The sequence below is a fragment of the Campylobacter sp. IFREMER_LSEM_CL2127 genome (genome assembly GCF_025771745.1).
GTDB lineage: Bacteria > Campylobacterota > Campylobacteria > Campylobacterales > Campylobacteraceae > Campylobacter_D.
Genome location: NZ_JAKMQV010000001.1, coordinates 131,270 through 155,873 on the forward strand (window position 1 = coordinate 131,270; position 24,604 = coordinate 155,873).

24 protein-coding genes and 1 pseudogene are annotated in these 24,604 nt (G+C 28.8%); 11 read left to right on the forward strand and 14 right to left on the reverse strand.

What is annotated here, in order from left to right:
* Positions 1–25: 25 nt before the first annotated feature.
* Positions 26–691 (reverse strand): annotated as a pseudogene (locus L8V77_RS00690) (PD-(D/E)XK nuclease family protein); the annotation flags it as partial.
* 107 nt (positions 692–798) lie between these two features.
* Here L8V77_RS00690 and L8V77_RS00695 point away from each other — a divergent pair.
* From L8V77_RS00695 to L8V77_RS00710, 4 genes are all read left to right on the forward strand, one after another.
* Positions 799–1,347, forward strand: a complete 549-nt coding sequence (locus L8V77_RS00695; protein WP_263706222.1) for a hypothetical protein — start codon at positions 799–801, stop codon at positions 1,345–1,347.
* The gene (locus L8V77_RS00700; RefSeq protein ID WP_263706223.1) at positions 1,344–1,787 is read left to right on the forward strand and encodes an agmatine deiminase family protein; all 444 of its coding nucleotides are present in this window, start codon (positions 1,344–1,346) and stop codon (positions 1,785–1,787) included. Before L8V77_RS00695 ends, L8V77_RS00700 begins: the two co-directional genes overlap by 4 nt.
* Positions 1,788–1,853: 66 nt before the next feature.
* On the forward strand, positions 1,854–3,776 hold the full coding sequence (locus L8V77_RS00705) for an AAA family ATPase (RefSeq protein ID WP_263706224.1): 1,923 nt from the start codon (positions 1,854–1,856) through the stop codon (positions 3,774–3,776).
* A gap of 13 nt (positions 3,777–3,789) precedes the next feature.
* The gene (locus tag L8V77_RS00710) at positions 3,790–4,482 is read left to right on the forward strand and encodes a hypothetical protein (RefSeq protein ID WP_263706225.1); all 693 of its coding nucleotides are present in this window, start codon (positions 3,790–3,792) and stop codon (positions 4,480–4,482) included.
* On the opposite strand, the gene L8V77_RS00715 is transcribed toward L8V77_RS00710, so the two are convergent.
* Together L8V77_RS00715 and L8V77_RS00720 are read right to left on the reverse strand one after the other, a co-directional pair.
* The gene (locus tag L8V77_RS00715) at positions 4,474–5,811 is read right to left on the reverse strand and encodes an McrC family protein (protein WP_263706226.1); all 1,338 of its coding nucleotides are present in this window, start codon (positions 5,809–5,811) and stop codon (positions 4,474–4,476) included. The two genes, L8V77_RS00710 and L8V77_RS00715, sit on opposite strands and share 9 nt — an antisense overlap.
* On the reverse strand, positions 5,795–7,669 hold the full coding sequence (locus tag L8V77_RS00720) for an McrB family protein (protein ID WP_263706227.1): 1,875 nt from the start codon (positions 7,667–7,669) through the stop codon (positions 5,795–5,797). The genes L8V77_RS00715 and L8V77_RS00720 overlap by 17 nt, the downstream gene beginning before the upstream one ends.
* A gap of 196 nt (positions 7,670–7,865) precedes the next feature.
* On the opposite strand from L8V77_RS00720, the gene L8V77_RS00725 reads away from it, so the two are divergent.
* From L8V77_RS00725 to L8V77_RS00745, 5 genes are all read left to right on the forward strand, one after another.
* Positions 7,866–8,510, forward strand: coding sequence for a hypothetical protein (locus L8V77_RS00725; protein ID WP_263664296.1), 645 nt, complete (start codon positions 7,866–7,868; stop codon positions 8,508–8,510).
* Positions 8,511–8,574: 64 nt separating this feature from the next.
* Positions 8,575–10,074 (forward strand): DUF2779 domain-containing protein, encoded by a 1,500-nt coding sequence (locus L8V77_RS00730; protein WP_263706228.1) that lies wholly within the window; start codon positions 8,575–8,577, stop codon positions 10,072–10,074.
* A gap of 129 nt (positions 10,075–10,203) precedes the next feature.
* Positions 10,204–11,229: a WG repeat-containing protein gene (locus tag L8V77_RS00735; protein WP_263706229.1), complete on the forward strand. Its 1,026-nt coding sequence runs from the start codon at positions 10,204–10,206 to the stop codon at positions 11,227–11,229.
* Positions 11,230–11,304: 75 nt separating this feature from the next.
* A complete protein-coding gene (locus L8V77_RS00740) occupies positions 11,305–11,442 on the forward strand; it encodes a hypothetical protein (protein ID WP_263663244.1) in 138 nt (45 codons plus the stop codon).
* A 215-nt stretch (positions 11,443–11,657) separates the two neighbouring features.
* Positions 11,658–12,725 carry a WG repeat-containing protein gene (locus L8V77_RS00745; protein WP_263706230.1) on the forward strand — a complete coding sequence of 356 codons (1,068 nt, stop codon included), beginning with the start codon at positions 11,658–11,660 and terminating at the stop codon, positions 12,723–12,725.
* Between the two features lie 34 nt (positions 12,726–12,759).
* On the opposite strand, the gene L8V77_RS00750 is transcribed toward L8V77_RS00745, so the two are convergent.
* Entirely contained in the window at positions 12,760–14,409 is a 1,650-nt protein-coding gene (locus L8V77_RS00750) for a WG repeat-containing protein (protein WP_263706231.1), read from the reverse strand.
* Positions 14,410–14,600: 191 nt separating this feature from the next.
* Between L8V77_RS00750 and L8V77_RS00755 the strand changes: the two genes are divergently transcribed.
* Positions 14,601–14,804, forward strand: coding sequence for a hypothetical protein (locus L8V77_RS00755; RefSeq protein WP_263706232.1), 204 nt, complete (start codon positions 14,601–14,603; stop codon positions 14,802–14,804).
* A gap of 21 nt (positions 14,805–14,825) precedes the next feature.
* Here L8V77_RS00755 and L8V77_RS00760 read toward each other — a convergent pair whose 3' ends face one another.
* The 4 genes from L8V77_RS00760 to dnaE all read right to left on the reverse strand — a co-directional run bounded on the left by L8V77_RS00760 (position 14,826) and on the right by dnaE (position 19,968).
* Positions 14,826–15,014 (reverse strand): DUF262 domain-containing protein, encoded by a 189-nt coding sequence (locus L8V77_RS00760; RefSeq protein ID WP_263682187.1) that lies wholly within the window; start codon positions 15,012–15,014, stop codon positions 14,826–14,828.
* 27 nt (positions 15,015–15,041) lie between these two features.
* Positions 15,042–15,869: an SIR2 family NAD-dependent protein deacylase gene (locus L8V77_RS00765; protein WP_263682186.1), complete on the reverse strand. Its 828-nt coding sequence runs from the start codon at positions 15,867–15,869 to the stop codon at positions 15,042–15,044.
* A gap of 9 nt (positions 15,870–15,878) precedes the next feature.
* A complete protein-coding gene (locus L8V77_RS00770) occupies positions 15,879–16,307 on the reverse strand; it encodes a hypothetical protein (RefSeq protein WP_220568860.1) in 429 nt (142 codons plus the stop codon).
* 67 nt (positions 16,308–16,374) lie between these two features.
* Entirely contained in the window at positions 16,375–19,968 is a 3,594-nt protein-coding gene (dnaE, locus tag L8V77_RS00775; RefSeq protein WP_263706234.1) for a DNA polymerase III subunit alpha, read from the reverse strand.
* Positions 19,969–20,072: 104 nt separating this feature from the next.
* On the opposite strand from dnaE, the gene L8V77_RS00780 reads away from it, so the two are divergent.
* Positions 20,073–20,312, forward strand: coding sequence for a SelT/SelW/SelH family (seleno)protein (locus tag L8V77_RS00780; protein WP_257396702.1), 240 nt, complete (start codon positions 20,073–20,075; stop codon positions 20,310–20,312).
* Positions 20,313–20,335: 23 nt separating this feature from the next.
* On the opposite strand, the gene L8V77_RS00785 is transcribed toward L8V77_RS00780, so the two are convergent.
* Genes L8V77_RS00785 through L8V77_RS00810 form a run of 6 tightly spaced genes read right to left on the reverse strand, consistent with a single transcriptional unit; the run spans position 20,336 to position 24,580 of the window.
* Positions 20,336–20,902: a DJ-1 family glyoxalase III gene (locus L8V77_RS00785; protein WP_263706235.1), complete on the reverse strand. Its 567-nt coding sequence runs from the start codon at positions 20,900–20,902 to the stop codon at positions 20,336–20,338.
* Between the two features lie 11 nt (positions 20,903–20,913).
* Complete coding sequence (locus L8V77_RS00790) at positions 20,914–21,786, reverse strand: N-carbamoylputrescine amidohydrolase (protein ID WP_263706237.1); 873 nt, start codon at positions 21,784–21,786, stop codon at positions 20,914–20,916.
* Positions 21,755–22,669, reverse strand: a complete 915-nt coding sequence (locus L8V77_RS00795; protein WP_263663231.1) for a cation diffusion facilitator family transporter — start codon at positions 22,667–22,669, stop codon at positions 21,755–21,757. Before L8V77_RS00795 ends, L8V77_RS00790 begins: the two co-directional genes overlap by 32 nt.
* A complete protein-coding gene (locus L8V77_RS00800; RefSeq protein ID WP_263706239.1) occupies positions 22,666–23,643 on the reverse strand; it encodes an agmatine deiminase family protein in 978 nt (325 codons plus the stop codon). Before L8V77_RS00800 ends, L8V77_RS00795 begins: the two co-directional genes overlap by 4 nt.
* A gap of 56 nt (positions 23,644–23,699) precedes the next feature.
* Positions 23,700–23,981, reverse strand: coding sequence for a hypothetical protein (locus L8V77_RS00805; protein ID WP_263682180.1), 282 nt, complete (start codon positions 23,979–23,981; stop codon positions 23,700–23,702).
* The gene (locus L8V77_RS00810) at positions 23,981–24,580 is read right to left on the reverse strand and encodes an MBL fold metallo-hydrolase (protein ID WP_263663228.1); all 600 of its coding nucleotides are present in this window, start codon (positions 24,578–24,580) and stop codon (positions 23,981–23,983) included. Before L8V77_RS00810 ends, L8V77_RS00805 begins: the two co-directional genes overlap by 1 nt.
* Positions 24,581–24,604 lie beyond the last annotated feature (24 nt).

Sequence of the window (24,604 nt, forward strand, 5' to 3'; positions counted from 1 at the left end):
TTTTTTAATCATGTCATTTTCTATAAAATTTTTTATCAATTTCATTGTTTTTAACTTTATTCTCGCATACGCCTATACAAGCATTAATCCACTCTTTTATCCATTTATAATCCATTTTTAGATAAAAACTCATTTTTTTATTAGAGCTATCATATATAAGATCATCATTTATTTTAAATCCATTTTTTGTGCCTAAGCTATATTTGCTAGGCTCGATATCTTCATTTTTATGCAAATAAATAGTCAGTATATTTTCATGAAAATCATCTATGTTTTTAACTTTTTCTTTTATGTGTTTTATGTAGTCTTTGAGTTGATCTGGTTGATCTTTTGCATAAAGTTTATTTTCTATGATGATATATCTTTTATCTTTTAAGCCTATGAGTATATCGATCCTTCTATTATCTTTAGCACAAGCTTCTGTTTCTACGCTTTCTATGTCATGGGCTGTAAGATTTTTAAATTTCTTAGCTTTTGTGTATCTTCCAAGTTTTTTTAAAAACTCATTTGCAAAAAGCTCTTGATAATGATCACCATGCGGATCGATCAAATAAGCTATAAATTTAGAATGATAGTTTTCTTTATACTCAACTCCCAAAGCTTCAAAAATATTTATATCGCTCATGCCTTTTTTGATATTTTCTTTAAATTTATCATTAATACTTAATAATTCTTCAATAAAATTTTTCATTCACAATGTCTTTAAAATAATTTTCACAATTATACTACAAAAATATAGACTACCATTGTCTGCTTTTTTTAGATATGATTTTTCAAATCATTCAAAAAGGATTAAAAATGCTTCAAACCATGAAACACATCCTAACTCACACCGATGAGACTTTACTTGCAAAGAAATTTGGTTATAACAATGTAGAAAAATTTACCAAAACAAAAACTTTGTTTTTAGAATGCGAAAGCATACAAGAATGGCTTTTAAAAGGACATTATGATATGGTAAATTCCTCTTTAGAATTTATACAAAAATTTGATTTTATCTTAGATAAAGAAATTTTAAATTCAATTTTAGAACAAAGTATTTTATTAAAAGATAAATACACAAAATTACAAGAAGCAAAAGCCATCATAAAAACAAATTTTAAACGCAAAAGCGAGCCTTTGCATACCTTGATGTTTTTATCTCATTTACGCGTGCTTAAATTTCCTATTAGCAATGATATGCTCTATCTTGATAAAACACAAATCATGCAAAAGCTCAAAGAACTTACTATAAAGCATTATGAAAATTCACAAGGCAAATTAAAACTTTGGGGAGATATCTTACAATATGACATTATTTATGATGATGAGTTATTAGTTTTAAGAATGCAAAAGAGCGATAAATGATAGCTATTTCTACACTTTTATCATCAAAACATAAAAGAATTTATCAAAATCTTGTGCGAAATTTTACTAAATTTAACATCGCTTTTAAAGAAATACCAAGTAATGATATATGGTTAAGAGATTTCATGCCTTTAGTGTATGAAAATACGGCAACAAGCTATATTTATGATCCTGATTATCTTAGAAATTATCCACATTTAAAAACCACTATAAAACCTCTAAAAAATCACTTAAATTTAATCCTTGATGGAGGTAATTTCATAAGAAAACATGATATTGCCTTTATGTGTGAGAAAATTTTTAGCCAAAATCCAACACTTAGCAAGGAAAGCATTATCCATACTTTAAAACAAAGTCTAAATTTAAAACACATAGTCTTTTTACCAAGACTAGCTTATGATAGATACACACATAGCAATGATATTAATAATTATTCATAACTAGACAACTAAAGTCTAGTTATTTTGTTTATAATTGCATTATATATCTTAGTTTAAAGGTTTATAATGCAAACAAATACTTCTACTCTTACTCACATTGCGGATTTTGATTACTACTCACATAATGTAAAAGTCATCTCACTACACGCACAAATGCTCTCAAACAGCAAACAAATCAAAAAAGATTTTTACAGCGAATTTGAAGATACACTAGAAAAAGATGGTAAAATCCCTAGTTTTATCTATAAACAATACTCCAAATTTATCTATCCTAGCTTTTTAAAGAAAAATCTAAGTTATCTTAAAAAATACTTAAATTTTACTCAAGCAGAATGTGATGTGTTTGCGTTTTTTTACTATGCAAATAAAGGTAGATTTGCTTTACACCAAGGTTATAGCACTGCTTTGGGCAAAAAGATCATAGAAAAAATTTTCAACCACACTTCAAAAGATGTCAATAAAGCTTTAAGTGATGATTCTATGCTTTTTAAACTAGATACCTTGTGTTATTATGATAGCGATGCCTTTGGTATAGATATAAATAATTTTGAAAGCATTTTCACTCAAGATATTAGCAAAACTACACTTATGGGTGAGTTTTCTTATTTTTTACCTAAAACTAGACTAAATTTGAGTGATTTTGACTATATACAAGAAGAATTAAACACTATCATTACTTTTTTAAAAAAACGCCAAAAGGGGAATATTTTTATATATGGAAAAGCAGGTGTGGGCAAAAATGAGCTTAGTGCACTCATAGCTAAAGAGCTTGGAAAAGAAGCATTGTGTGTTAAAGATTGCGAAAATGATAAAAAATCAAATAGAATTTCAAATTTTTACGCACTTAAAAAAATACTCAATCCAAAAAAACAAATGATAGTCTTTGATGAGTGCGAGGATAGTCTTTGCTATGATTCTTTAAAAGAGAAATTAAAAATCAATAAAATCTTAGATGAAGAAAATGGCATTTGTGTATTTTTATCAAATTCTAAAGACATGGATGAAGCGTATTTGAGGCGTTTTGATGTGATTTTAGAGCTTGAAAGTATGCCTAAAGAAAAGAAAATTCAAAATATAAAAAAGCTATTTAATAAAAAAAATATAAAAATAGATGAAGCCATTATAGAAAATATAGCTTCTCATCCTGAACTTTCTCAAGGGGTTATTTTAAAATGTGCAAATAATGCTAAGATCTTTAAAAGCAAAAGCCAAGAAGTATTTGTAAGATTGATCAACGAAAATCTAAAAGCAAGATCACTTCAGAGCATTTCAATGCCAAAAAAAGACAAAAAATACGATTTAAGCTTGATAGAATGTGATTTAAATTTACAAGAACTAATAAACAATATCGATAAAGATTCAAGTTTGAGAATTTTAAGCTATGGCATAGCAGGTAGTGGAAAAAGCGAGTTTGGTAAAGAACTAGCTAATGTTTTAAACAAAACTTTACATTCTTATAAACTTAGTGATATTTTAGATCCTTTTGTGGGCAATAATGAAAAAAATATCGCAAACATTTTCAAAAAAGCTTCTAATGATAATGCTATCTTACAACTTGATGAGATCGATGCGTTAATTTATAGTAGAGATGAAGCAAATAAAAGCTGGGAAAAAAGCTTAGTTAATGAAATGCTTATGCAAATGGAAAATTTTGAGGGTATTTTCATAGCTTCTACAAACTACCTACAAAGCCTTGATAAAGCTAGCATAAGAAGATTTGATCTAAAGATAGAATTTCAAGCACTGAAGCAAGAAAAACTTTTAAAGGCTTTTGAATTTTTTGCTAAAGAATTAAATTTAAGCTTTGATAAAAAACAAATTGCAAAAAGGCTTTTAAAACTTCAAAATATTTGTTTGGGCGATTTTGCGCTAATCCTTAGACAAAATAAAATTTTTAAAATCAAAAACGCCGATGAGTTTTTAGAAAAATTAGAAAAAGAATCAAAACTCAAATCAGATGATGAAAAAATCAACATGGGATTTTTATAAAAAGGATAAAACTATGAACATAACACTTCAAGGAACAATACACAAAAGCTTTGTGTTTGGATTTAATGATATAAAAGCAAAAGAACACATTAAAGCATTATATGAAACAAATAATGATGAGTTTAATTTCCAAACACAAATTCAAAACACAGAAGATGTACAGCTACTAAGCCAAAGTTATCATTTAGAAAATGGATATTTTTTAGATGAAAATACTCAAAGCAAACTTTTGTCTTTTGAAAATTTTTTAAGTCAAAATTATGCGGATTTTAAACATTTTTGTGTTGTTGATTTTATAAAACATAATGCAAAAATATACTATAAATTAAAAAAAACAAATACAAAAAACAAACTCTATCATCTTGCAAGTGCATATGCCTTTCCTAAAAATGGCTGGATAGATAAAAAAGTACTAAACATCAACGACATCTCACCTTATCAAAACATGCTTATAGAAGGGTTATTTTATATTAAAGAGCAAGAATTGCTAGAAATTATAAAACAAAATGAAAATTTGATAAGAAATAATTTTTATTTAAAAGATTATGATTTTTCAAAAGGTTTAAAAAAACTTTTAGATGTGAGTTTGGATATTTTATTTGCTAATATTAGCACGAAAAATTTTAAACCCTATAAACTAGAAATAAACTCTATCACTCACGAGGATATAGAAAGAAAGATTTCTTTTGTTAAGCTACTAAAATGATTGTTTTAGTAGCTCTTTGATCCTTTCTATAAATTGCGTTTCTTTTTGGGTAATATACTCAAGAGTGATTTCTTTATCTTGACTATCTTCAAGAAAAATTCCATCAACTATAAATTTATACTCATCTGAAAGGATAGAATTTTCACTATGACATTTTGCTTTTTCAAATTCTTGCATAGGATATAAAAGTCCACCTAAAAACACCTTGCCTATCTTTTGATAATACCCCATATAAGTATGAATTTGAAATAAATCGTTTCTGTCTAAATCTCCCATGCCATTTTGGCTTCTACCTTCCATTTTCATTCTTTTATATTTAGTATCAAAAACCATGTATATATCATCTTTAGACAAAACAATATCAGGTATTATATAGCGTTTATAAAAGCTATTTTTATAAATTTCAAGCTTTGGAGAATCAACCATATATTCTTCAAAATTATTTCTTAAAAGTTTGCTTATATAAATTTCAAAAAGCTCTGCTATATTAACGATAAAACCATAACTTTTTTGATCATTTTTATTTTTACTAGTGAAATTTTGACTTTCTATGATCATTTTTGCATATTTTAAAAGCTCTTTGTAGTTTTGATAGTTTTGATTTCTCAAGGCTTTGCTAGAAAAGGCTTTATTTAAACTTTCTTTTATAAAACAATGCTCGCTTTTATTTTGCACTAAATAGGTTTTTATATGCTTTACATTTTTTAAAAAACTTGAATTTTTCTTTTCTATGACTTCTAATGCTTTATATAATACATTAATAATATGCACATCCTCTATTTGCTCTCTTGTTTTTGTAGCAACCTTTGCTTTTAAAGGGATATTGTGTTTTATAAATTCAACCATATCGATATTTCCCTTAAAACGCAAGTCGTTGTATTTTTTACTTTGATAATTTTTAGGCAAACCTATCAAAAAACTTTTTTCAAGTTTTTGCACAAAGATATAAAAAAGTATAAACTCACTTATATTGCTTTCTTTTTTTACATCTTGATAAATACTCACATCATCAACAAATACATCATTAGCATAATTTAGCATTCTTTCTAAGAACTTCTTGCCAAACCTGGAATTTATCTCAATTTCCAAACCATTATAAGAAATTTTTCCTATATAATTTCCACTAGCAATTTGCCTTTTATTTTCTTCAATCGTTCGTAATGAAATGATAGGATTTTTAGCATTTTTGCTTAAAATTTTTTCATCATCATTGAAAAAAGAAAAGAAATTTCCATTTTTTATAAAATCTTCAAAATACAGATCAAAATCTTGTATTCTTGAAGATTTTTGCTCTATTTCTATAAAGCTATTATCATTTATTTTTATCATCGTTTTTTTCTATAACAAAAAGTTTTTTTAAATGATCCAATTGTCTTTGTATTTCTTTTTCATTATATTCGCTTCTTAAATACTCTTTTAAAAGCGCTTCAAAGCGGTTGCTAAAAAGTTTTTTCATATCACTATCTTTAATTTCATTATTTTTAAATTCAATTTTTAGAAAATAAGAATGTCCAAGTTGATATTTTTCACCTATATCTTTACTAATTTTATCGTTTAATTTTTTACAAGCTTGTACGTATTCTTCGATATTTTTTGCATAAATTTCATCTCTTATTACATCATAATCACACTCCATTTCTTGCCATATAAAGCGTCTTCTAAGCGCTAAGTCAAAACTATCTATACTTTTATCTAAATCATTCATAGTCCCTAGTAAAAACATATTTTCAGGCACATAAAAATCCTCATCATCTCTCATAGAGGCATATTGTGTTTTTATCTTGCCTTTTTCTCCTCTATACTCAAGTGCATAAAGTAATTCTCCAAAAACCCTAGATAATTCCGCACGGTTAATCTCATCAGCTATGAAAAAATACCCATGATCACTTAAAGCTTCATTAAAATTTCCTTTTTCGAGTTTTTCTGAAAATCCTTTTTCTTCTTCTTTTGCTTTATCACAAAATTCTCTAAAAATTCCATTTTTAAGCTCAAGTTTTAATTGTCCATTTTCAATCCCTGCAGGTTTAATACCTTCTATAAAATCCTCATAAGAAAAACTTGGGTGAAATTGAGTAATGAGCATTTGATTTTCATTTTTAATGATATTTTTTACATTATTTACTATAGTGTAGGTTTTTCCAGTTCCAGGAATTCCATGAAAAATGATGTTTTTATGCGTTTTTAAAAGCTTTTTAAAGCCTTCTAAATCATTGCTTTTTATATCTGCTTTGCCGCATAAATTTGCAAAATCATAAGCTGCTTCGTAAAGTTTATAATACGCACTTTCAGTTATATTGTTTATATATTTTTTATCACCATCTTGTAGTTCATCTTTTGTAATTAAAGCCAAATCAGATTTTTTTATCTTATCAATCAAATTTAAAAATTGATCTAAAATATAGTATTTTGGAAGATTATCTGTTCTTTTTACATTAAGTTCTTTCAAAACAAAATCAAAATATGCTTGTTCGTTATTTGAAGTATTTTCTTTTTTTCTTTTCTCAAGTTCATCTTTTGAATTTTTATTTAGCATTTCAAAGATATACTTAGCGGTATTTACAGAAGCATCATTTGCAAGTGGAAATTTATCATCTTTAAGTGGAAATTTATCATCTTTAAATTGCATCCAATATGCTAATTCTCTGGCTGTAGCTTTCATACCTTCTACTTTACTAAGCACTTCAAATAATTTTGTTAAAGTTTCACTCTTTGCCGCTTCTTCTATTTGATTAAGATTTTTAATTAATTTATCTTTATCTTTTAATAAATTTGTGGCATTACCTTGCATTCTAGCACTATTTATACTTTTATCCCACCATTGTTTAAAAGTTTCATCATTAAAATTATTTTGTTTAAATGTTTTGCTAAAATTATCCACAATTTTGCTTTTTGTTTGTAAAAATTCTCCATTTTCATCAAATTTAATATGTATAGTACTTTTATCGCCATAAATTTTTAAATAATTCTCAAAAGCTTCTTTTAAACTATTAAATTTATCCTTATTTTCATTATAAATATTATGAATCAAATTTTCAAATTTCGATTCAATATTATCATTTCCTGAAATTTCACTTTTTCTTTCCTTGCCAAATTTAGTATGATAAATATAACATTTTCCATCTTTATCAAAAAAATAACCAAAATTTTTATCTTTAATTGCATTTAAACTAGTTTTTAAATCACTCATAGTTTTCCTTAGTTTTGATTTTTATAATTATAACTTAATTTTTGCATTGTTAATTATATCAAAATAAAAAATTTAAAATAGACAAACACAGTCCACTAAAATAAATTACAATTGTAAAATAAAAAATATCAAGTCATGGAGGTGTTAAAAAATAAAAATCAAATTTAAAATAACAAATCAAAAACAAAGGAATAAAATGAAAAAACTATTTTTAATTTTAAGCATGTTAATGTGTATATGCTTTACTTTTACTAATGCTGAAGTAAATTATACAACAGCACAACAAGATATAACAATAGAAAAAACCATAGATAACAATACAAGCACAAAAATAGCTCAAGAAGATTATACCAATACAATAATCATCACCATAGCTATCTTAATATATATCATCATAGCTGCAGTGCTTGTGTATTATGGATTAAAAGGCAAGGTAGTCATATATAGAAATACAATAGATCTTAGCTTGTGTGTTGGATTATTTGCTGTATTGCCTTTAGCCTTTATAATCTTTATGACATTATTTCTAATGCGAATAGAAAGAGATACTGCGCTAATTATTATGGGTGTCATTGCTTTTATATGGGCATGCGTTGTATTATATATAGCATACACAACACTAAGAGATAATCGTAACAATCCATTACTAATGATTTTAATACTACCTTTAAAAATAACATTAGGATTATGGTATGGACTTAGTATTTTTGCAGTTTTGAGAAAAAGTAATCTTAAAACCGTAGCGCTAAGAAGAGAAGAAAAACAAAATGCGTTAGCACGCTTTGCTTTTTCAAGCGGACTAATTTATGCTCTAATGCGAGATAAACCTTTGAAAAAATAATACTCTAGCCTATTTTAATAAAAATAGGCTAAAATTCAAACAAAACAACAAAGAAAGGTAAATAATGTTTTTTTCAAAATCAAGATACACAAGAGGCACACAATGTGCTAAGTCTTTATGGCTAAAAACTTACAAAGATGAAGTACTAAGTACCCCAGAGAATACTTCGGATAAATTTAAAACTGGTAACAAGGTAGGCGAGCTAGCTTGTGAGCTTTTTCCAAATGGAGTAAAGATAGAATTTGAGGGTAGTTCTTTGAATGAAAAATGCGAACAAACTAGAAAACTATTAGAAAATAACCAAGAAGTGATTTACGAAGCTACTTTTTGCTATGATGGCATTTTGATCATGATAGATATTTTACAAAATACTAAAGATGGTATGATCATTAACGAAGTAAAAAGCTCTACATCTTTAACAAAAACACCTACTTCCAAAGTAATTAAAAAAACATATATAGATGATTGTGCTTTGCAATATTATGTTTTGTCAAATTTGGGTTATAAAATCAAACAAGTTAACCTGATACATTTAAACAATAAATACTATAGAGGTGATTTTCTTGACATAAATCGACTTTTTAAGTTCAATGACATCACAGATAAAGTTATCCAAAACCAAGAAGAAGTTAGAAAAAATTTAAAATACTTTGAAGAAATTTTAAGTAAAAATGAGGAGCCAGATATAGACATAGGAACACATTGTTTTGATCCTTATGATTGTGATGGATATGAGTATTGTTGGATTGAACAAAGAAATTTATGTGAAAATGAGAATATATTTAGCATTTCAAAATCTAATAAAATTTTTAATTTGTACCGTAAAAACATAATCAATTTTAAAGATATAAAAGATCTGTCTACTTTTACCGAGAATCAACAAATCCAAATCAAAGCTTCACTCAATAAAGAAATCTACATAAACAAAGAAAATATCAAAAAATTCTTAGATACACTAACCTATCCCATATATCATCTAGATTTTGAATCCTTTACGCAAGTCATACCTGAATACAGGGTAGTCAAGTCTTATATGCAAATTCCTTTTCAATATTCTTTGCATATAGACTATAAAGACAAGTTAGAGCATAAAGAATTTTTAAGCGAATGTGGGATCGATCCAAGATATGAACTTGTAAGAAATTTGATCAATGATATACCAAAAGATGTTTGTGTGCTTGCTTATAATGCAAGCTTTGAAAAAAGTGTTATAAGAAATTTAGCGCTTGCTTTTCCTGAATTTAGCGAGCATTTGTTAAATATAGAAAAAAATATCAAAGATCTTATGATACCTTTTCAAAATAAAGATTATTATCATTATAAAATGCAAGGGAGTTATTCTATAAAAAAAGTTTTACCAGCTCTAATCCCTGATATGGAGCAAGCTTATAAAAATTTAGGTTTAATCCAGAATGGAAGCGAAGCTATGAAAAGTTTTGAAACTATGCAAAATATGGATGAAAACAAAAGAAAAGCTCTCCGCCAAGCCTTACTAGAATACTGCAAACTTGATACTTTAGCTATGGTAAAAATTTTAAAACATTTAGAAGAGCTTGTAAAATAATAACTATATTAAAAGCCACTGCTTAGAGTTTTTATATCAATCTCTAAGCAAAAATCATCAAACCAGACAGCAGTAGTCTATAAAAATACATTATAATAAAATATTATATCAATCAAAAAAGGAAAACATGTGAAAACAACACTTTTAAAACTAGATAAAAATCTTGCTAATAAAAAAATAATAAATTGTGGTGTTATAAAAAAAGATGAAATGTATTATGCAAGTTTTGAAGAAGATTCGATCTTATTTGACATCAATGGAAATATACTAAAAAAAATCGCTGGCAAGATTTATCACTTAAATGATGATTTATATGGACTTTGCTGCACAAAAGCAAAATGTGGTCTTATAGATAAGCAAGGAAATTTAGTCTTAGAAGCAAAGTATGATGATATTTATGATTTTAGCGAAGGTTTAGCTGGAGTTGAGCTTAATGGAAAATGGGGATTTATAGATAAGCAAGGAAATTTAGTTATAGAAGCAAAATATGATGATATTTCGTATTTTAACAAAGATTTGGATAAAGTTAAGCTTAATGGAAAATACGGCTTTATAGACAAAAAAGGAAATTGTATCATAGAAGCAAAGTATGATGATATTTATGATTTTAGCGAAGGTTTAGCTAGAGTTGAGCTTAATGGAAAATGGGGATTTATAGATAAGCAAGGAAATTTAGTTATAGAAACAAAATATGATAATGCTTTAAGCTTTAACGAAGGTTTAGCCGAGGTTGAGCTTAATGGAAAATGGGGTTTTATAGATAAAAAAGGAAATTTAGTTATAGAAGCAAAATATGATGATGCTTTAAGCTTTAACGAAGGTTTGGCCGGAATTAAGCTTAATGGAAAATGGGGTTTTATAGATAAAAAAGGAAATTTAGTTATAGAAGCAAAGTATGATTATGCTTGGGATTTTAGCGAAGGTTTAGCTGTAGTTATGCTTAATGGAAAATATGGATTTATAGATAAGCAAGGAAATTTAGTTATAGAAATAGAGTATGATGTTGTCTTGAATCTTGTTGGTGATTATGAATATGATTACATGGGTTTTGCAGATATAGATGAAAATTGTTGTTATAGTGAGATACTAAAATTTGATACGAATTTATTTTTACTTAAAAAAGGCGAAGAATTAAAACTAAAAAACCTAAATTAATTTAAAATGTTTACGTGCTTGCTTATAATGCAAGCTTATAAAAATTTAGGTTTAATCCAGAATGGAAGCGAAGCTATGAAAAGTTTTGAAACTATGCAAAATATGGATGAAAACAAAAGAAAAGCTCTCCGCCAAGCCTTACTAGAATACTGCAAACTTGATACTTTAGCTATGGTAAAAATTTTAAAACATTTAGAAGAGCTTGTAAAATAATAACTATATTAAAAGCCACTGCTTAGAGTTTTTATATCAATCTCTAAGCAAAAATCATCAAACTAGACAGCAGTAGTCTATAAAAATACATTATAATAATAACTATATCAATTAAAAAGGAAAACACATGAAAACAACACTTTTAAAACTAGATAAAAATCTTGCTAATAAAAAATCTATTGTGTAACCAAAATAAAATAATCACAATTTAAACAATGCTCACTACTAAACAACCTAAAAGCATCTTCACATATCAAAACTTTGATATAGAATATCATGGTTTTGGGGTACTAAATGCAAAGAAAATATATTATATAAATTTAAAAATACACAATGCAAAAAATCATCATATTGTTTTTAAGTCAATTCTAATTGATTCAAACGCACAATTTATCAAAGAATTAAAAGGAAGTATCAATTCCAAAAGCTTTTATAATGGTTTATTTAGAATATATAATGGAGATGAAAATAGCTTTGTAAATAAAAAAGGAAATATTATAAAAATAAATTTTCCTTATAAAATTGATGAAAATATTACAACACAAACTAAATTTAAAAACATAAAAAAATATAAAGAAAATTTAACAACTATTTGTTTAAAAGATAAGTGGGGTTTTATAGATAAAAAAGGGAATTTAATCATAGATGCAAAGTATGATAATGCTTATGATTTTAACGAAGGTTTGGCTAGGGTTGAGCTTAATGGAAAATGGGGTTTTATAGATAAAAAAGGGGAAATTGCTATAGACACTAAATACAATAAAACCAAAGACTTTTTTCAAGGAATGGCTGCAGTTGAAATTGATAATAAATGGGGTTTTATAGACAAAAAAGGAAATTTAGTCATAGAAGCAAAGTATGATTTTATAGATGGTTTAGATGATGATCTAACTTTTTTTGACATACAAGGTGCTTCAAGAATTGGATTATATTTAATATTAAATAAAGAAAATATCGTGAGTTATTTTCACGATGGATTAGCTTCAATCTTGATTAATAAAAAATTTGGTTTTATAGATAAAAATGAAAAGCTAATTATCAAAGCACAATACGATGAAGTGGGTCATTTTAACAAAGGTTTTGCCAAAGTTAAACAAAGTGATAAATGGGGTCTTATAGATAAAAAAGGAAAGATTATTGTAAAAATCAAATATGATCAAATCATAATACTAGATAACAATCTAATATTAGCAATAAAAGATAAGATAGTTAATATGATAAATTTAAAAATCAAAAAAACCATAAAAATAAATGTTTTAAAATACATTAACTTTGATTGTTAAATGTATTTTAAGTACATTCTTTTAAGATCAAATTTTACTCTTTTGACTCTAGCAACCTTAAAATTCTCCAGCCTATATCCTTGCTTATACATTCAATTTGTCTTTGAGAGAAAGGATTAAGGGTTATTTTTCCGTTGTATTCTAAGTAAAATTTATGTCCATTTTTACTAAGCTCATAAATTCCATTACCCAAATCATTTACATTTTCAAACTGCAAATCAAGCACAAATTCTCCATTTGTGTTAATAAAACCCCATTGATTATCTATGCAAACTTGTGCTAAACCTTCTTTAAAATCAAACGCCTCATCAAAATGCTCTTTTATAACAATATTTGCATTTTTATCCACATAAATAAAACCATCACTTGTTAAAACCAAAGCCAAACCACAGCTAAAACAAGACATATACTCATACTCATGCTCACAAAGTATCTCATCATTTTGATTGATCAAAAAATATCTATTGTCTTTTTTTACACTTGCTATGCCTTCGCTAAAGCTATTTGCCTCATCGTATTTTGCTTCTATGATGATTTTTCCTTTTTTATTAATATAGCCGTATTTACCATCTTTTTTTACTACAGCCAAACCTTCGCTAAAGCTAATTACATCATCGTATTTTGCTTCTATAATGGTTTTTCCTTTTGTATTGATAAAACCCCATTTTCCCCTCACACAAAAGGCTGCTAAATTCTCACTAAAAAACCTAAGCTCATCATACATCACATCGATGATGATTTTGGCATTTTTATCTATAAAGCCGTATTTATTAGCTATCTTTACACAAGCCAATCCACCAACAAATTCTTCAACTTCATCAAATTTAGCTTCACAAATTAACATCCCATTTTGATCCATGAAACCAAATTTAGAATTTTCTAAAAACAAAACAAGCTCATCGTCAATAATCTTCATAAAATCAAAACTATTCTTACTAAGCTCATTTTTGTTTTTATCTACCAAAGTATATTTAGTCCCTACCCTAACTTTAATCATATCTTTGGCTATAAATTTCACATCCTTATACATAGGATCAAAAATGCAATTTAAATTTACATCAAACAAACCATATAAAAACCCATCAAACACTAACAAATACTCATCATTTATCAAGCTAATATCATCAAATTTAGCCTCTAAAACAAGCTTTGCAAATTCATTTAAAACTCCGCATTTAACCTTGCCATTGATCTTTTGCTTGCATAAAAATAATTTTTCATTTAGTCTTTTTATACTTAAAAACTCAAAATCACTTAAAAAATTTCCATTCTGATCGATCAATGCAAACACATCGCCTTTTTTGATCTTAAAAAGCTTATCACTAAGTCTTATAATGCCATCATATTCAGTCTTTAAAATGATATTTGCTTGAGTATCTATGATGATATTTTCATTTCCTTGTCGCAAAAGTGCATAATCATTTGAAAAACTACAAACATCATCATATATAAGATCCACCACCACTTTAGCTTTAGTATCTATAAAACCCCATTTATCATTTATCATAACACCTGCTAAATTTTGACAAAAATTTAAAACCTCATCATATAAAAAATCACAAATTAATTCTCCACTGCTATTTATAAAACTATACTTACCAGCTTTTTTTACCGCCGCAAAGCTATTACAAAAATCTCTTACATGATCAAATTCATCATCAATAACAATCCTAACTTCTTTCATCACTTTCCTTTGTAAAATGAAATTATATTAGAATTTTATAGACTAAGATTGTCTATAATTTATGCTAGAATATCATTTTAAAAATATGGAGGAAAACATGAAAAAGAAAAAAAATACCAAGTCAGGTTCCATTTAGTTTTGAAGATTCTCCCTTTGAAAGCAAAGAAGAGTATCTAGAATTTATCAAAAACATGCCTAAAATAGCTACTTTAGATAAGGCTTTGATAAAAAAATCAAGAGAGAAAAATTTAGCAAATAAAGCCATTTCTTACATACAAAGAAAAACTAATCTAAGCTATAACAATGCTAAAATTTTAAAAGATATCTTATCAAAAGAGTATTTTCGTAAGATAAGAAGCAAAAATAAAGTCCTTGCTAAATTTATAAAAAGATAAAGCCTAAGGCTTTATCTTTGATTACTTCAAGAGAATTTTAACTTGCTCTATACCCCAAGCATAAGGGCGTTGATAATCAGGTATGTTTAAAGAAAAACCTTCTTTTAAAAATATATCTGTTTTTTGATCATTTTTACTATCTACTTTACCACACACCAACTCTTTCAAACTTACAACGCAAGATTTTACTTTTGTATTTTCACCACTCATTTATAGCCTTTCTAAATTTTAAGCTTATTATATCAAGCTATCTATCATTTCCAAAGCTTCCAAAGCTTTCATCTTAAGCCCTATGCCATTTCTAAAAAACTTTGGAAAATCACACTCATTTGGATTGATCCTTAAAAGTGTTCTAGCTTTGCTTTTTTTACAAAAATCCTCGCCAAACATACGCATACTAGGTACAGCCTTACCAGCTCCAAGCTCTATAAGCAAGATATTTTTATCCTCTAAGGGTTTAAGCCAGTTTTTATAACTTTGCTTTTGTAAGAAATAACGGCTATCATTAAAACTACCATCATTAAACATCAAGATATTTGGTCTTGCCAAACCTTGACACCTAGGACATTTTGGCAAAGATAAGGCTTTAAAATTTTCCATATCTATATCTAATTCCTCCTGCATTTGCCAGATCAAATCACCGCATGCATAATTAAAACATTGCAAGTAATTTATATTTCCATGAAATTCATAAATTTTATTCTCATCAAAACCAGCCTTTTTAAAATGTCCATCTACATTAGTCGTAACGACATAATAATCTTGTTTGCTTTTTGCAAGTTTTAAAAGTATCTCATAACCTTTATGTGGCTTAGTATCTTTGTATAATTTAAATCTATGTCCATAAAAAGCCCAAGCAAGCTGTGCGTTTGTATAAAAATTTGTAGGATTAGCCATGCGTTCAAAGTCTATGTCTAGTTTTTGCAAATGCGGATAAGCCCTCCAAAAACCATCTTTTCCTCTAAAATCAGGCAAACCACTATCTACTCCCATGCCAGCTCCAGCTGTGATGATGATTACCTCTGCTTTGTCTAAAGCTTCTTTTACATAAGTTTGTATTTGCATTTTTTACCTTTAAAAATTTTCATAATCAAATTTCCTAGCCTCATGTAGTTCTTTAGCTACTTCAAGGCTCATTTCCCAAAAAACTGCATTCATGGATTTTGGCATGCAATTTTCATCTTCGTATTTTTTGTTTATAGCCTTATAAACCTCATCATTTTCCTCACAATCAACAGCAAGACTACCCAAATAAGGATACAACAAATACCCCACCGGAGCCGTATCAAATACCATAGTTAGTTTTGTTTTTGGAAAATTTTCTTTCATAAAAGCTAAAAATTCATCTCTAGCTTTATAATCTGTCTTGTCTTTGTCAAACAAATCACTATGTTTTGTTTTATTGACATGAAAATCATTATTTGGAGTGTTAAAACACATCCAAAAAGATTTTTTACCTTTTTGGATGGTATAATCTTGAATAGTCTCAACCGCTAAAGCCATTTTTTATCCTTTTTATATTGTATTGATATAATTATACTATATAAAATGGACTTTTAGTGTCTATATTTTAACCTTTACATTTTTGAGCTATCACATCCATAGCTTCTTGCGAGAGAACAAAATTTGTATGATAAAGCAAGCAACTACCCATATCAAGTACTTTTAGCACAAGCTTTTTGTTATTAGTATCTTTTGGGTTATGCCTTGTATTAGCTAGATCATAAATTTCATACACCATATCTTTGCTAAGCTTGTTAATATCAAGTTCTATGATATTTTCTTCAAATTTCATAGGCTCTTGGGTAAATTCTTCTTTATTTTCTTTTTTTGCAAAGCTTTTTTTCTTACTAAAAGATTTTAGCTCATTTTCCTTTGCTTCTTCTAGGGTGTAAATTTCATTTAAACTAAAACTTAAGTCATTGTCGTTGTTTTTATATCTTAGTAAAAAAGCAAAGGCTTCATCTTTATTTTCTTTAAAAAGTGCCTCAACTTTTTCTACTTGAGCTTCAAAGATAATCATATCAAAAGTAGAATAAAAGTCTAAAACCACAGCCTTAGCATATCTTTTACCGCTTTTACTCATCATCGATTTAAAATCTTCAATCTTTCCTACAACCAAAAGCTCACCTTCGCCTTTGAGTGTTTCAAAATCCATACTTTTAAAATACTCTATACCTTCTATTTGACTTGCAAATTTATCCAAAGGGTGGCCTGATACATAAATTCCTAAGATTTCTTTTTCATAGCCTAGTTTTTCCATTAATTCAAATTCTATCTTGCTATCATGAAGCCCTACTTTGATATCTGCAGCTATTTCCTCTTCTCCAAAAAGCGAAGCAGTAGAGTTTCTTTTAACTTCAGCGATTTTTCTACTTGTTTCTGAAATAAGCTCAAGATTATCCACTAAACATTTTCTAGTATAGCCAAACTCATCAAAAGCGCCTGATTTGGCTAAATTTTCTATGGTTTTTTTATTAATCTTAGTAGGGTCAATCGAGCTTATAAAATCATCAAAATCACTAAAGCCCTCTTCTTTGCGAATAGCCATGATATTTTCTATCGCAGGAATTCCCACACTCTTAATCGCTCCAAGCCCATAAATAATAGCTTCAGAACCATCTTCAAGCTTAGTTGCACTAAATTCTCTTTGGGCTTTGTTAATACTTGGTGGCAAAAGCTTAATATTCATTCTTTTCATCTCTTCAATGTATTTTGCGACCTTATCTACATTGCTTTCTTCACTTGTTAAAAGCGCAGCCATAAACTCACTTGGATAATAAGTCTTTAAATACGCTGTTTGAAAGGTTATAAGTGCGTAAGCAGCTGAGTGAGATTTATTAAAGCCATATTCAGCAAATTTCAAAATAAGCTCAAACAAATCATCAGCCTTTTTCTCATCATAGCCTTGTTTTTTAGCTCCTTCTAGATACTCTGCTTTAAGATTATCCAAAATTTCTCTTTTTTTCTTACCCATAGCACGGCGCACATTATCAGCCCCGCCCAAAGAAAAACCACCGATTTTTTGCACTATTTGCATAACTTGTTCTTGATAAACTATAACTCCATAAGTGTTTTCAAGTATAGGTTTTAAATCTTCAAATGCATAAGTAGCAGCCTTTCTACCATGCTTGATATCAATAAAATCATCCACCATCCCACTATCAAGTGGACCTGGTCTGTATAAAGCTAAAACCGCGATTAAATCTTCAAATCTTTCAGGCTTTAACCTAGCATTCAAACTTTGCATACCGCCTGATTCTATTTGGAAAATGCCCAAGGTATTTCCACTTTGTATGGTTTTATAAACCTTAGGATCATTCATATCAATCTTTTCCCAAATTACATCTTTACCATAACGCTTTTTCACTAGCTTAATCGCATTATCAATCACCGTAAGGGTTTTTAAACCCAAAAAGTCAAATTTGATTAAATCTACATCTTCAAGATATTCTTTAGAATACTGCGTAACCAAATGACGCTCATCATTTTTGCTTTGTCTAAAAAGTGGAGCTTTATTCCACAAAGCTTCATTAGATATCACAACTCCGGCTGCATGCATACCTGCATTTCTATTTAAACCCTCTAGTGCTTTAGCAAAGTCCCAAACCTGACGTCCTTTTGGATGAGAATTTACAAATTCAGCAATTTTTGGTTCTTGCTCATAGGCTTTTTCCAAAGTGATTTTAAGCTCTTCAGGAACTAATTTTGCCAAAGCATCCGCATCAGGTATGCTCATATCACAAACTCTAGCTACATCACGGATTACTCCCTTTGCTAAAAGCTTACCAAAGGTAATAACTTGTGCAACCTTTTCAGCTCCGTATTTATCAATAACATAATCAATCACTTCCCCTCTTCTATCTTGGCAAAAATCCACGTCAATATCTGGCATTGATACACGCTCAGGATTTAAAAATCTCTCAAAAAGAAGATTATAAGGTATAGGATCTAAATCTGTAATTTTCAAACAATACGAAACCAAACTCCCCGCAGCACTCCCACGCCCTGGGCCAACTGGTATATCTTTTTCCTTAGCTGCAGCGATAAAATCATGAACAATTAGCATATAACCTGAAAATTTCATATTTTTAATAATACTAATTTCTAAATCAAGCCTATCTTTATACTCTTGGTGCTTATTCTCATCAATAAATTGAAGTCTTTCTTCTAAACCCTTTTTACAAAGATACTCAAAAACTATATCATCATTATCAAAGCTAAATTCTTGATCTTCTTGACTTAAACTTAAGCCATATTTTTTCGCATATTCACGGGTAAATTTAAAATTTGGTGGTGTTGGATCGCCTAGTTTTAATTCTAGATTGCATTTATTAGCTATTTCTTGAGTATTTTCAATGGCTTCAGGAATATCAGCAAAAAGCTCGCTCATTTGCTCTGGTGTTTTTACATAAAACTCATGTACTTCATGTCTTAAACGCCCTGGATCATCAAGCTTAACCCCCATAGCTATACACATAAATACTTCATGCGCAGCTGCTCTTTCTTTGAAAGTATAATGCGTATCATTGGTTGCGATGATTTTTATATCAAGCTCTTTAGCAAGTTTGATGATAGAATCATCGATAAATTTTTGATCATCAATACCATGACGCATAATCTCAAGGTAAAAATCATCTCCAAAAACCTTTTTATACCAAAGCGCAGCTTCTTTTGCACCTTCATAACCTTTTGCGCCAAATTTTAAATTTCTTTCATTTTTGGTGTTTAAATGCCAATTAACCTCACCTTGCAAACACGCAGACGAGCAAATCAAACCCTCACTATGTGCTTCTAAAAGCTTTTTGTTAATCCTTGGGTAATAATACAAACCATGTATATAGCTTTGCGAGCTTAAATACATCAAATTTTTATAGCCAATTTCATTTTTAGCAAACAAACAAATATGAAAGCGTTGTCTTGAGCTTTTATCACTTAAATCATCATGATTATGCAAATACGCTTCAAGCCCTATGATAGGTTTAATCCCCTCAGCCCTCATTGTTTTATAAAAATCAATAGCCCCAAACATATTTCCATGATCAGTCATAGCAACACTTGTTGCACCTTGCGCTTTTAGCGTTTTAGCAAGCTCTTTGAGTTTATTTGCTCCATCAAGTAAAGAATATTCCGTGTGTAAATGCAAATGTGTAAATTGGCTCATATTTTCCCTTGTATTTTTTTTATTATTATAAAAAAAAACCTTAAATTTAAAACTTACAAGCATAAAAAATGTATAATAGCTTACTTTCAAAAAAGGAGTAAAAAATGGAAGTAAAAATTTATTATTGTAATCTTTGAAATTACAAACCACAAGCTGCAAGGGTTGCAGAAGAAATACAAAATGAATTCAAAGATGCACAAATTTCTACCATAGAAAAAGGTGGTGGTCATTTTATAGTAGAAGTAGATGGTAAAATCATTTACTCAAAAAAAGACTTGTTTAACTGCGAAGTAGATAGATTTCCTCATGAGGGTGAAATCACTAAGCTTATGAAACAAATGTAAGCTAAACCCTCATTAGTGAGGGTTTATTTTGTTAAAGGAACAAGCATACCTTCATAAAGTTTTTGATAAATTTCTTCTGAGCACAAATGTTTAGCAAGCTCTAAACCAAACAAAATAGCCGTAGCAGGTCCAGCTGCTGTGATGACATTTTCATTTACCACAACTGCTTTATTTATTCTAGTTCCTTCAATACCCACTTCACAACCAGGATAGCAAGAAAACTCTCCATTAATCACCCCTGCTTTTGCCAATACCATAGGTGAAGCACAAATAGCCGCTACGATTTTTTGTTTTGCGTGTAAATCTTGTATGATTTTTATGATAATTGAATTGTTTTTTAAATTCATCATACCTTCAAATCCACCTGCTAAAGCAATTGCGTCTAAATTTTCTTGATCAACACTAGATAAACTCACATCAGCCCTTATGCAAATTCCATTAGCTCCTTGTACCAAAAGCTCATCATCTAGTGAAGCAATAATTACTTCTAAATTTCCACTAGCTTCTCCTGCTCTTTTTAAAACATCAGCTATACCTATAAATTCAGCTTCTTCAAAACCTTTTGCCAAAGGCACTAAAACTTTTTTCATTTTTTCTCCTTTTAGTCAATAAATCTTTTATTTAATTCATGAAAATACTCTATGCGTCTATCGCGTAAAAATGGCCACCACCTACGCACATTTTCACATCTTTGCATATCAATTTCAATGATTTTACAAAGCTCTTGTTTATCATCAGCTCTAAAAAGCTCTTCGCCTTGAGCCCCAAAAACAAAAGAATTTCCCCAAAATCTTATACCTTCTTCCACACCGCTTTCATCTTTTTCAAAACCCACTCTATTAATAGCTACTACAGGTAAGCCATTAGCTATAGCATGACCTCTTTGCACGCCTATCCAAGCTTCAAGCTGTCTTTGTTTTTCTTCTTTTTCATCCTTATCAAACCAACCAATAGCAGTAGGATAAATCAAAATTTGTGCTCCTTTTAAAGCCATTAACCTAGCAGCTTCAGGATACCATTGATCCCAACATATTAAAACCCCAAGTTTTCCAACACTTGTTTGTATAGGTTCAAAACCCAAATCACCTGGAGTAAAATAAAATTTTTCATAAAAACAAGGATCATCAGGTATGTGCATTTTACGGTATTTACCTGCTATGGAGCCATCTTTTTCAAATACCACACTAGTATTATGATAAAGCCCTGCGCTTCTTTTTTCAAATAAAGAAGTTACCAAAACAACTTTATTTTCCCTAGCTACATTAGACCAAAATTTAACATCTTCTTCATAGTCATTGGCTAAATCAAAAAAGTCTGTATTTTCACTTTGACAAAAATACTGCGTTTGATGAAGCTCTTGCAAGCATACAAGTTCAGCCTTTTCTTTTGCTGCTTGTTTGATAAGTTCGCATGTTTTTTCTATAGTTTTTTCTTTATTTTGTTTAAATTCTTGCTGTATGAGTGCTAATTTCATTTTTACTCCTTTCTTCTTCTGAATCATCATAAGGGTCTAAGTGTATATGGATATTCCAAAAATCATCTTTAAAATGCTCCCTTATACTATCTTCAATCTCATCACCGATTTTATGAGCTTTTAAAAGTGATATTGTAGGTTCAAAAACTAAATGCACACTAACATAAAGTATATCAGGACTTTTTCTAGTTTTTAAATGATGAAAGCTTTTGACTTCTTTATTTGCACTTATAATTTGTTTAATCACTTCAACTTGTTCTTTATCAATTGCCACATCTAATAAAATTTTAGAACTTTCTTTGATGATTTTAAAAGCTGAAAAAATCGTATATAAACTTATAGCTATACCAAATAAACCATCAATAAAATGATAATTTGTAAAAGCTATAATCACAAGCGCTAAAAGCGTTAGAGCATTAGTTAAAAAGTCTATTTTATAGTGTAAGCTATCAGCTTTTATAATCAAGCTTTTTGTTTTTTTAGCAACATAATTTAAAAAAACCACCAAACACAAAGTCACAGCCATAGCAAAAGCCATGATAAAAATTCCAAGATCAAGTTTTTCTACACTTTCTTGATTGTGAATTTTCAAAACACTCTCATAAAAAATATAAACCCCAATCCCGCTAATAACAAGACCTTCAAAAAGCCCCATTAAGGCTTCAATTTTACTAAGGCCAAAATTATATTCTTTACTAGAACCTTGAGAGCTTTTTTTCAAAGCTAAAAAATTTAGACCCGAAATCACACAATCAAGTAAAGAATCAATCGCACTAGAAAGCACCGCAACAGAACCTGAAGCTAAACCTACTATAAATTTAACAATAGCTAAAAAAATAGCACATACACTTGCGATGATAGTTGCGCTTTTTTGCAAATTCATCTTTGACCTTCATAGCGGTTTTGACAAGAACAATGCAAAGAACCATTTTGTCTTAAAAACACTCTTGCATCAACCCCTACTACTTTTCTATCTTTGCATGCTTTTTGTAAATTTTCTAATACCAAAGCATCGTTTTCATCATTATAAGTTGGCACTATCAAGCCACCATTAACAAAAACAAAATTTGCATAAGTAGCACCAAGTCTTTTACCTTCAAAATACAAAGGCTTAGGCAAAGGAAGTTCTAATAAATCAAACCCTGTTTTTTTAAGTTCTTCCTCCATAGTTTTTAAGGGTTTATAATGCTCATCATTTTCATCTTTACACACACAATAAGCAATGGTTTTTTCATTGATAAATCTTGCTAGAGTATCTATATGATGGTCAGTATCATCGCCTTTTATATAACCATGATTTAACCATACAATTTGTTTTAAGCCAAAAATTTCTTTTAACTTAGCTTCAATTTGCTCTTTATTTAAATGGGAATTTCTATTTTCATTTAACAAACAAGCACTCGTTGTAAGCATTACTCCTTGCCCATTAAAATCAATACTCCCACCTTCTAAGATAAAATCAATTTTTTCTAATTTTCCAGATAATTTTTGCGCAAAAAGTTTTGAATTTACCGCATTATCTAAAGTGCTTTGAAATTTATCGCCCCAAGCATTAAAAATAAAATCAAGCCCTATAGTTTTATCATCTTCAAGCACATCAATTGCACCAAAATCTCTAATCCAAGTATCATTAGTATCACACTTAAAAAAATCAACGTTTTTTATATGCTTAAATCTTTGAAAGTCTTTTTCACTTGGCGCTATAAGTAAAACTTTTTGAAAATTTGCCACAGCTTTAACAAATTCTTCATAGCTTTGTAAAATCTCTTCTAAATAAGGCTTCCAATCGCTATTTTCATGAGGCAAGGAAAGTAAAAGTAGCTCTTGTTTTTGCCATTCTGCTATGCTTTTTCTCATTTTGATACCCTTTTTGATAATTAAAAAAGTATTTTAACATTTTTAATGATAGTTTTTTACTCTTTTTTTAAAACCCAAGCAAAATACCATATCGCAAAAGATAAAAACAAAATCACAAAAAGCTTTTTATCATACACTCCAAAACCAATATAAAGCACAGAATACATAAAACCAAAACTTCCTGCATAAATGCAAATTCTACTCATTAAACCATTTTCCACCGCTCTAAAACATGGGCATTTGTGAAAAAATTTCTTTTTTGTTTCTTTAGGTTTAAAAAAACTCAAAACCGCACTTAAAATCAGCAAAAAACTTAAAAAATATAAAACCTTATCCATTAGTGAAAATACCTTAACCAAGCAGGAATTGCTTTTTGTTCTTCTTTTAAAGTGCTTTCTTCTCCATGCCCTGGAAGTAATCTAAAATCTTTTTCATAAGCTAAAACTTTAAGCAAACTCTCTTTCATCTTAGCTGCATCTGAGTAAGGAAAGTCCCATCTACCAATACTACGGTAAAATAAAAAATCTCCACTAAAAAGCACATCTTCACCCACAAGTTCTATCATACAACACCCTGGAGTATGCCCTGGAAAATGATGAAATTTAAACTTAAACTCATCTATACTAAATTCATTTTCATTTTCTATCAACACATCAGCATTTGAATGCTCAAAACCATAATTAAAAGGATCTTTTAGCATAAAAGCATCATCTTTATGGATAAAAAGTGGAATTTCATAAACCTTTTTAACTTTAGCATTATCATAAACGTGATCATAATGACCATGAGTATTTAAAATAGCTAAAGGTTTGCTTGCGTTTTCTTTGATAAACTCATAAGCATTTTCACCTGGATCGATGATAATTTGCTTGTTATTATGATCTATAATATAACAATTTGTTTCATACATTCCGCATGGTTGTTTTAAAATACGCATATAAACTTCCTTTTAACTAAATCA

What these genes read in the sequence shown, in the direction of transcription:
- L8V77_RS00785 (WP_263706235.1), bottom strand. Translation starts at nt 20,902, where the DNA reads ATGAAAAAAGTTTTAGTGCCTTTGGCAAAAGGTTTTGAAGAAGCTGAA.
- L8V77_RS00810 (WP_263663228.1), bottom strand. Translation starts at nt 24,580, where the DNA reads ATGCGTATTTTAAAACAACCATGCGGAATGTATGAAACAAATTGTTAT.
- L8V77_RS00805 (WP_263682180.1), bottom strand. Translation starts at nt 23,981, where the DNA reads ATGGATAAGGTTTTATATTTTTTAAGTTTTTTGCTGATTTTAAGTGCG.
- L8V77_RS00795 (WP_263663231.1), bottom strand. Translation starts at nt 22,669, where the DNA reads ATGAATTTGCAAAAAAGCGCAACTATCATCGCAAGTGTATGTGCTATT.
- L8V77_RS00725 (WP_263664296.1), top strand. Translation starts at nt 7,866, where the DNA reads ATGAAAAAACTATTTTTAATTTTAAGCATGTTAATGTGTATATGCTTT.
- dnaE (WP_263706234.1), bottom strand. Translation starts at nt 19,968, where the DNA reads ATGAGCCAATTTACACATTTGCATTTACACACGGAATATTCTTTACTT.
- L8V77_RS00770 (WP_220568860.1), bottom strand. Translation starts at nt 16,307, where the DNA reads ATGGCTTTAGCGGTTGAGACTATTCAAGATTATACCATCCAAAAAGGT.
- L8V77_RS00730 (WP_263706228.1), top strand. Translation starts at nt 8,575, where the DNA reads ATGTTTTTTTCAAAATCAAGATACACAAGAGGCACACAATGTGCTAAG.
- L8V77_RS00740 (WP_263663244.1), top strand. Translation starts at nt 11,305, where the DNA reads ATGAAAAGTTTTGAAACTATGCAAAATATGGATGAAAACAAAAGAAAA.
- L8V77_RS00710 (WP_263706225.1), top strand. Translation starts at nt 3,790, where the DNA reads ATGAACATAACACTTCAAGGAACAATACACAAAAGCTTTGTGTTTGGA.
- L8V77_RS00765 (WP_263682186.1), bottom strand. Translation starts at nt 15,869, where the DNA reads ATGCAAATACAAACTTATGTAAAAGAAGCTTTAGACAAAGCAGAGGTA.
- L8V77_RS00800 (WP_263706239.1), bottom strand. Translation starts at nt 23,643, where the DNA reads ATGAGAAAAAGCATAGCAGAATGGCAAAAACAAGAGCTACTTTTACTT.
- L8V77_RS00705 (WP_263706224.1), top strand. Translation starts at nt 1,854, where the DNA reads ATGCAAACAAATACTTCTACTCTTACTCACATTGCGGATTTTGATTAC.
- L8V77_RS00695 (WP_263706222.1), top strand. Translation starts at nt 799, where the DNA reads ATGCTTCAAACCATGAAACACATCCTAACTCACACCGATGAGACTTTA.
- L8V77_RS00715 (WP_263706226.1), bottom strand. Translation starts at nt 5,811, where the DNA reads ATGATAAAAATAAATGATAATAGCTTTATAGAAATAGAGCAAAAATCT.
- L8V77_RS00720 (WP_263706227.1), bottom strand. Translation starts at nt 7,669, where the DNA reads ATGAGTGATTTAAAAACTAGTTTAAATGCAATTAAAGATAAAAATTTT.
- L8V77_RS00760 (WP_263682187.1), bottom strand. Translation starts at nt 15,014, where the DNA reads ATGAGTGGTGAAAATACAAAAGTAAAATCTTGCGTTGTAAGTTTGAAA.
- L8V77_RS00755 (WP_263706232.1), top strand. Translation starts at nt 14,601, where the DNA reads ATGCCTAAAATAGCTACTTTAGATAAGGCTTTGATAAAAAAATCAAGA.
- L8V77_RS00790 (WP_263706237.1), bottom strand. Translation starts at nt 21,786, where the DNA reads ATGAAATTAGCACTCATACAGCAAGAATTTAAACAAAATAAAGAAAAA.
- L8V77_RS00745 (WP_263706230.1), top strand. Translation starts at nt 11,658, where the DNA reads ATGCTCACTACTAAACAACCTAAAAGCATCTTCACATATCAAAACTTT.
- L8V77_RS00750 (WP_263706231.1), bottom strand. Translation starts at nt 14,409, where the DNA reads ATGAAAGAAGTTAGGATTGTTATTGATGATGAATTTGATCATGTAAGA.
- L8V77_RS00700 (WP_263706223.1), top strand. Translation starts at nt 1,344, where the DNA reads ATGATAGCTATTTCTACACTTTTATCATCAAAACATAAAAGAATTTAT.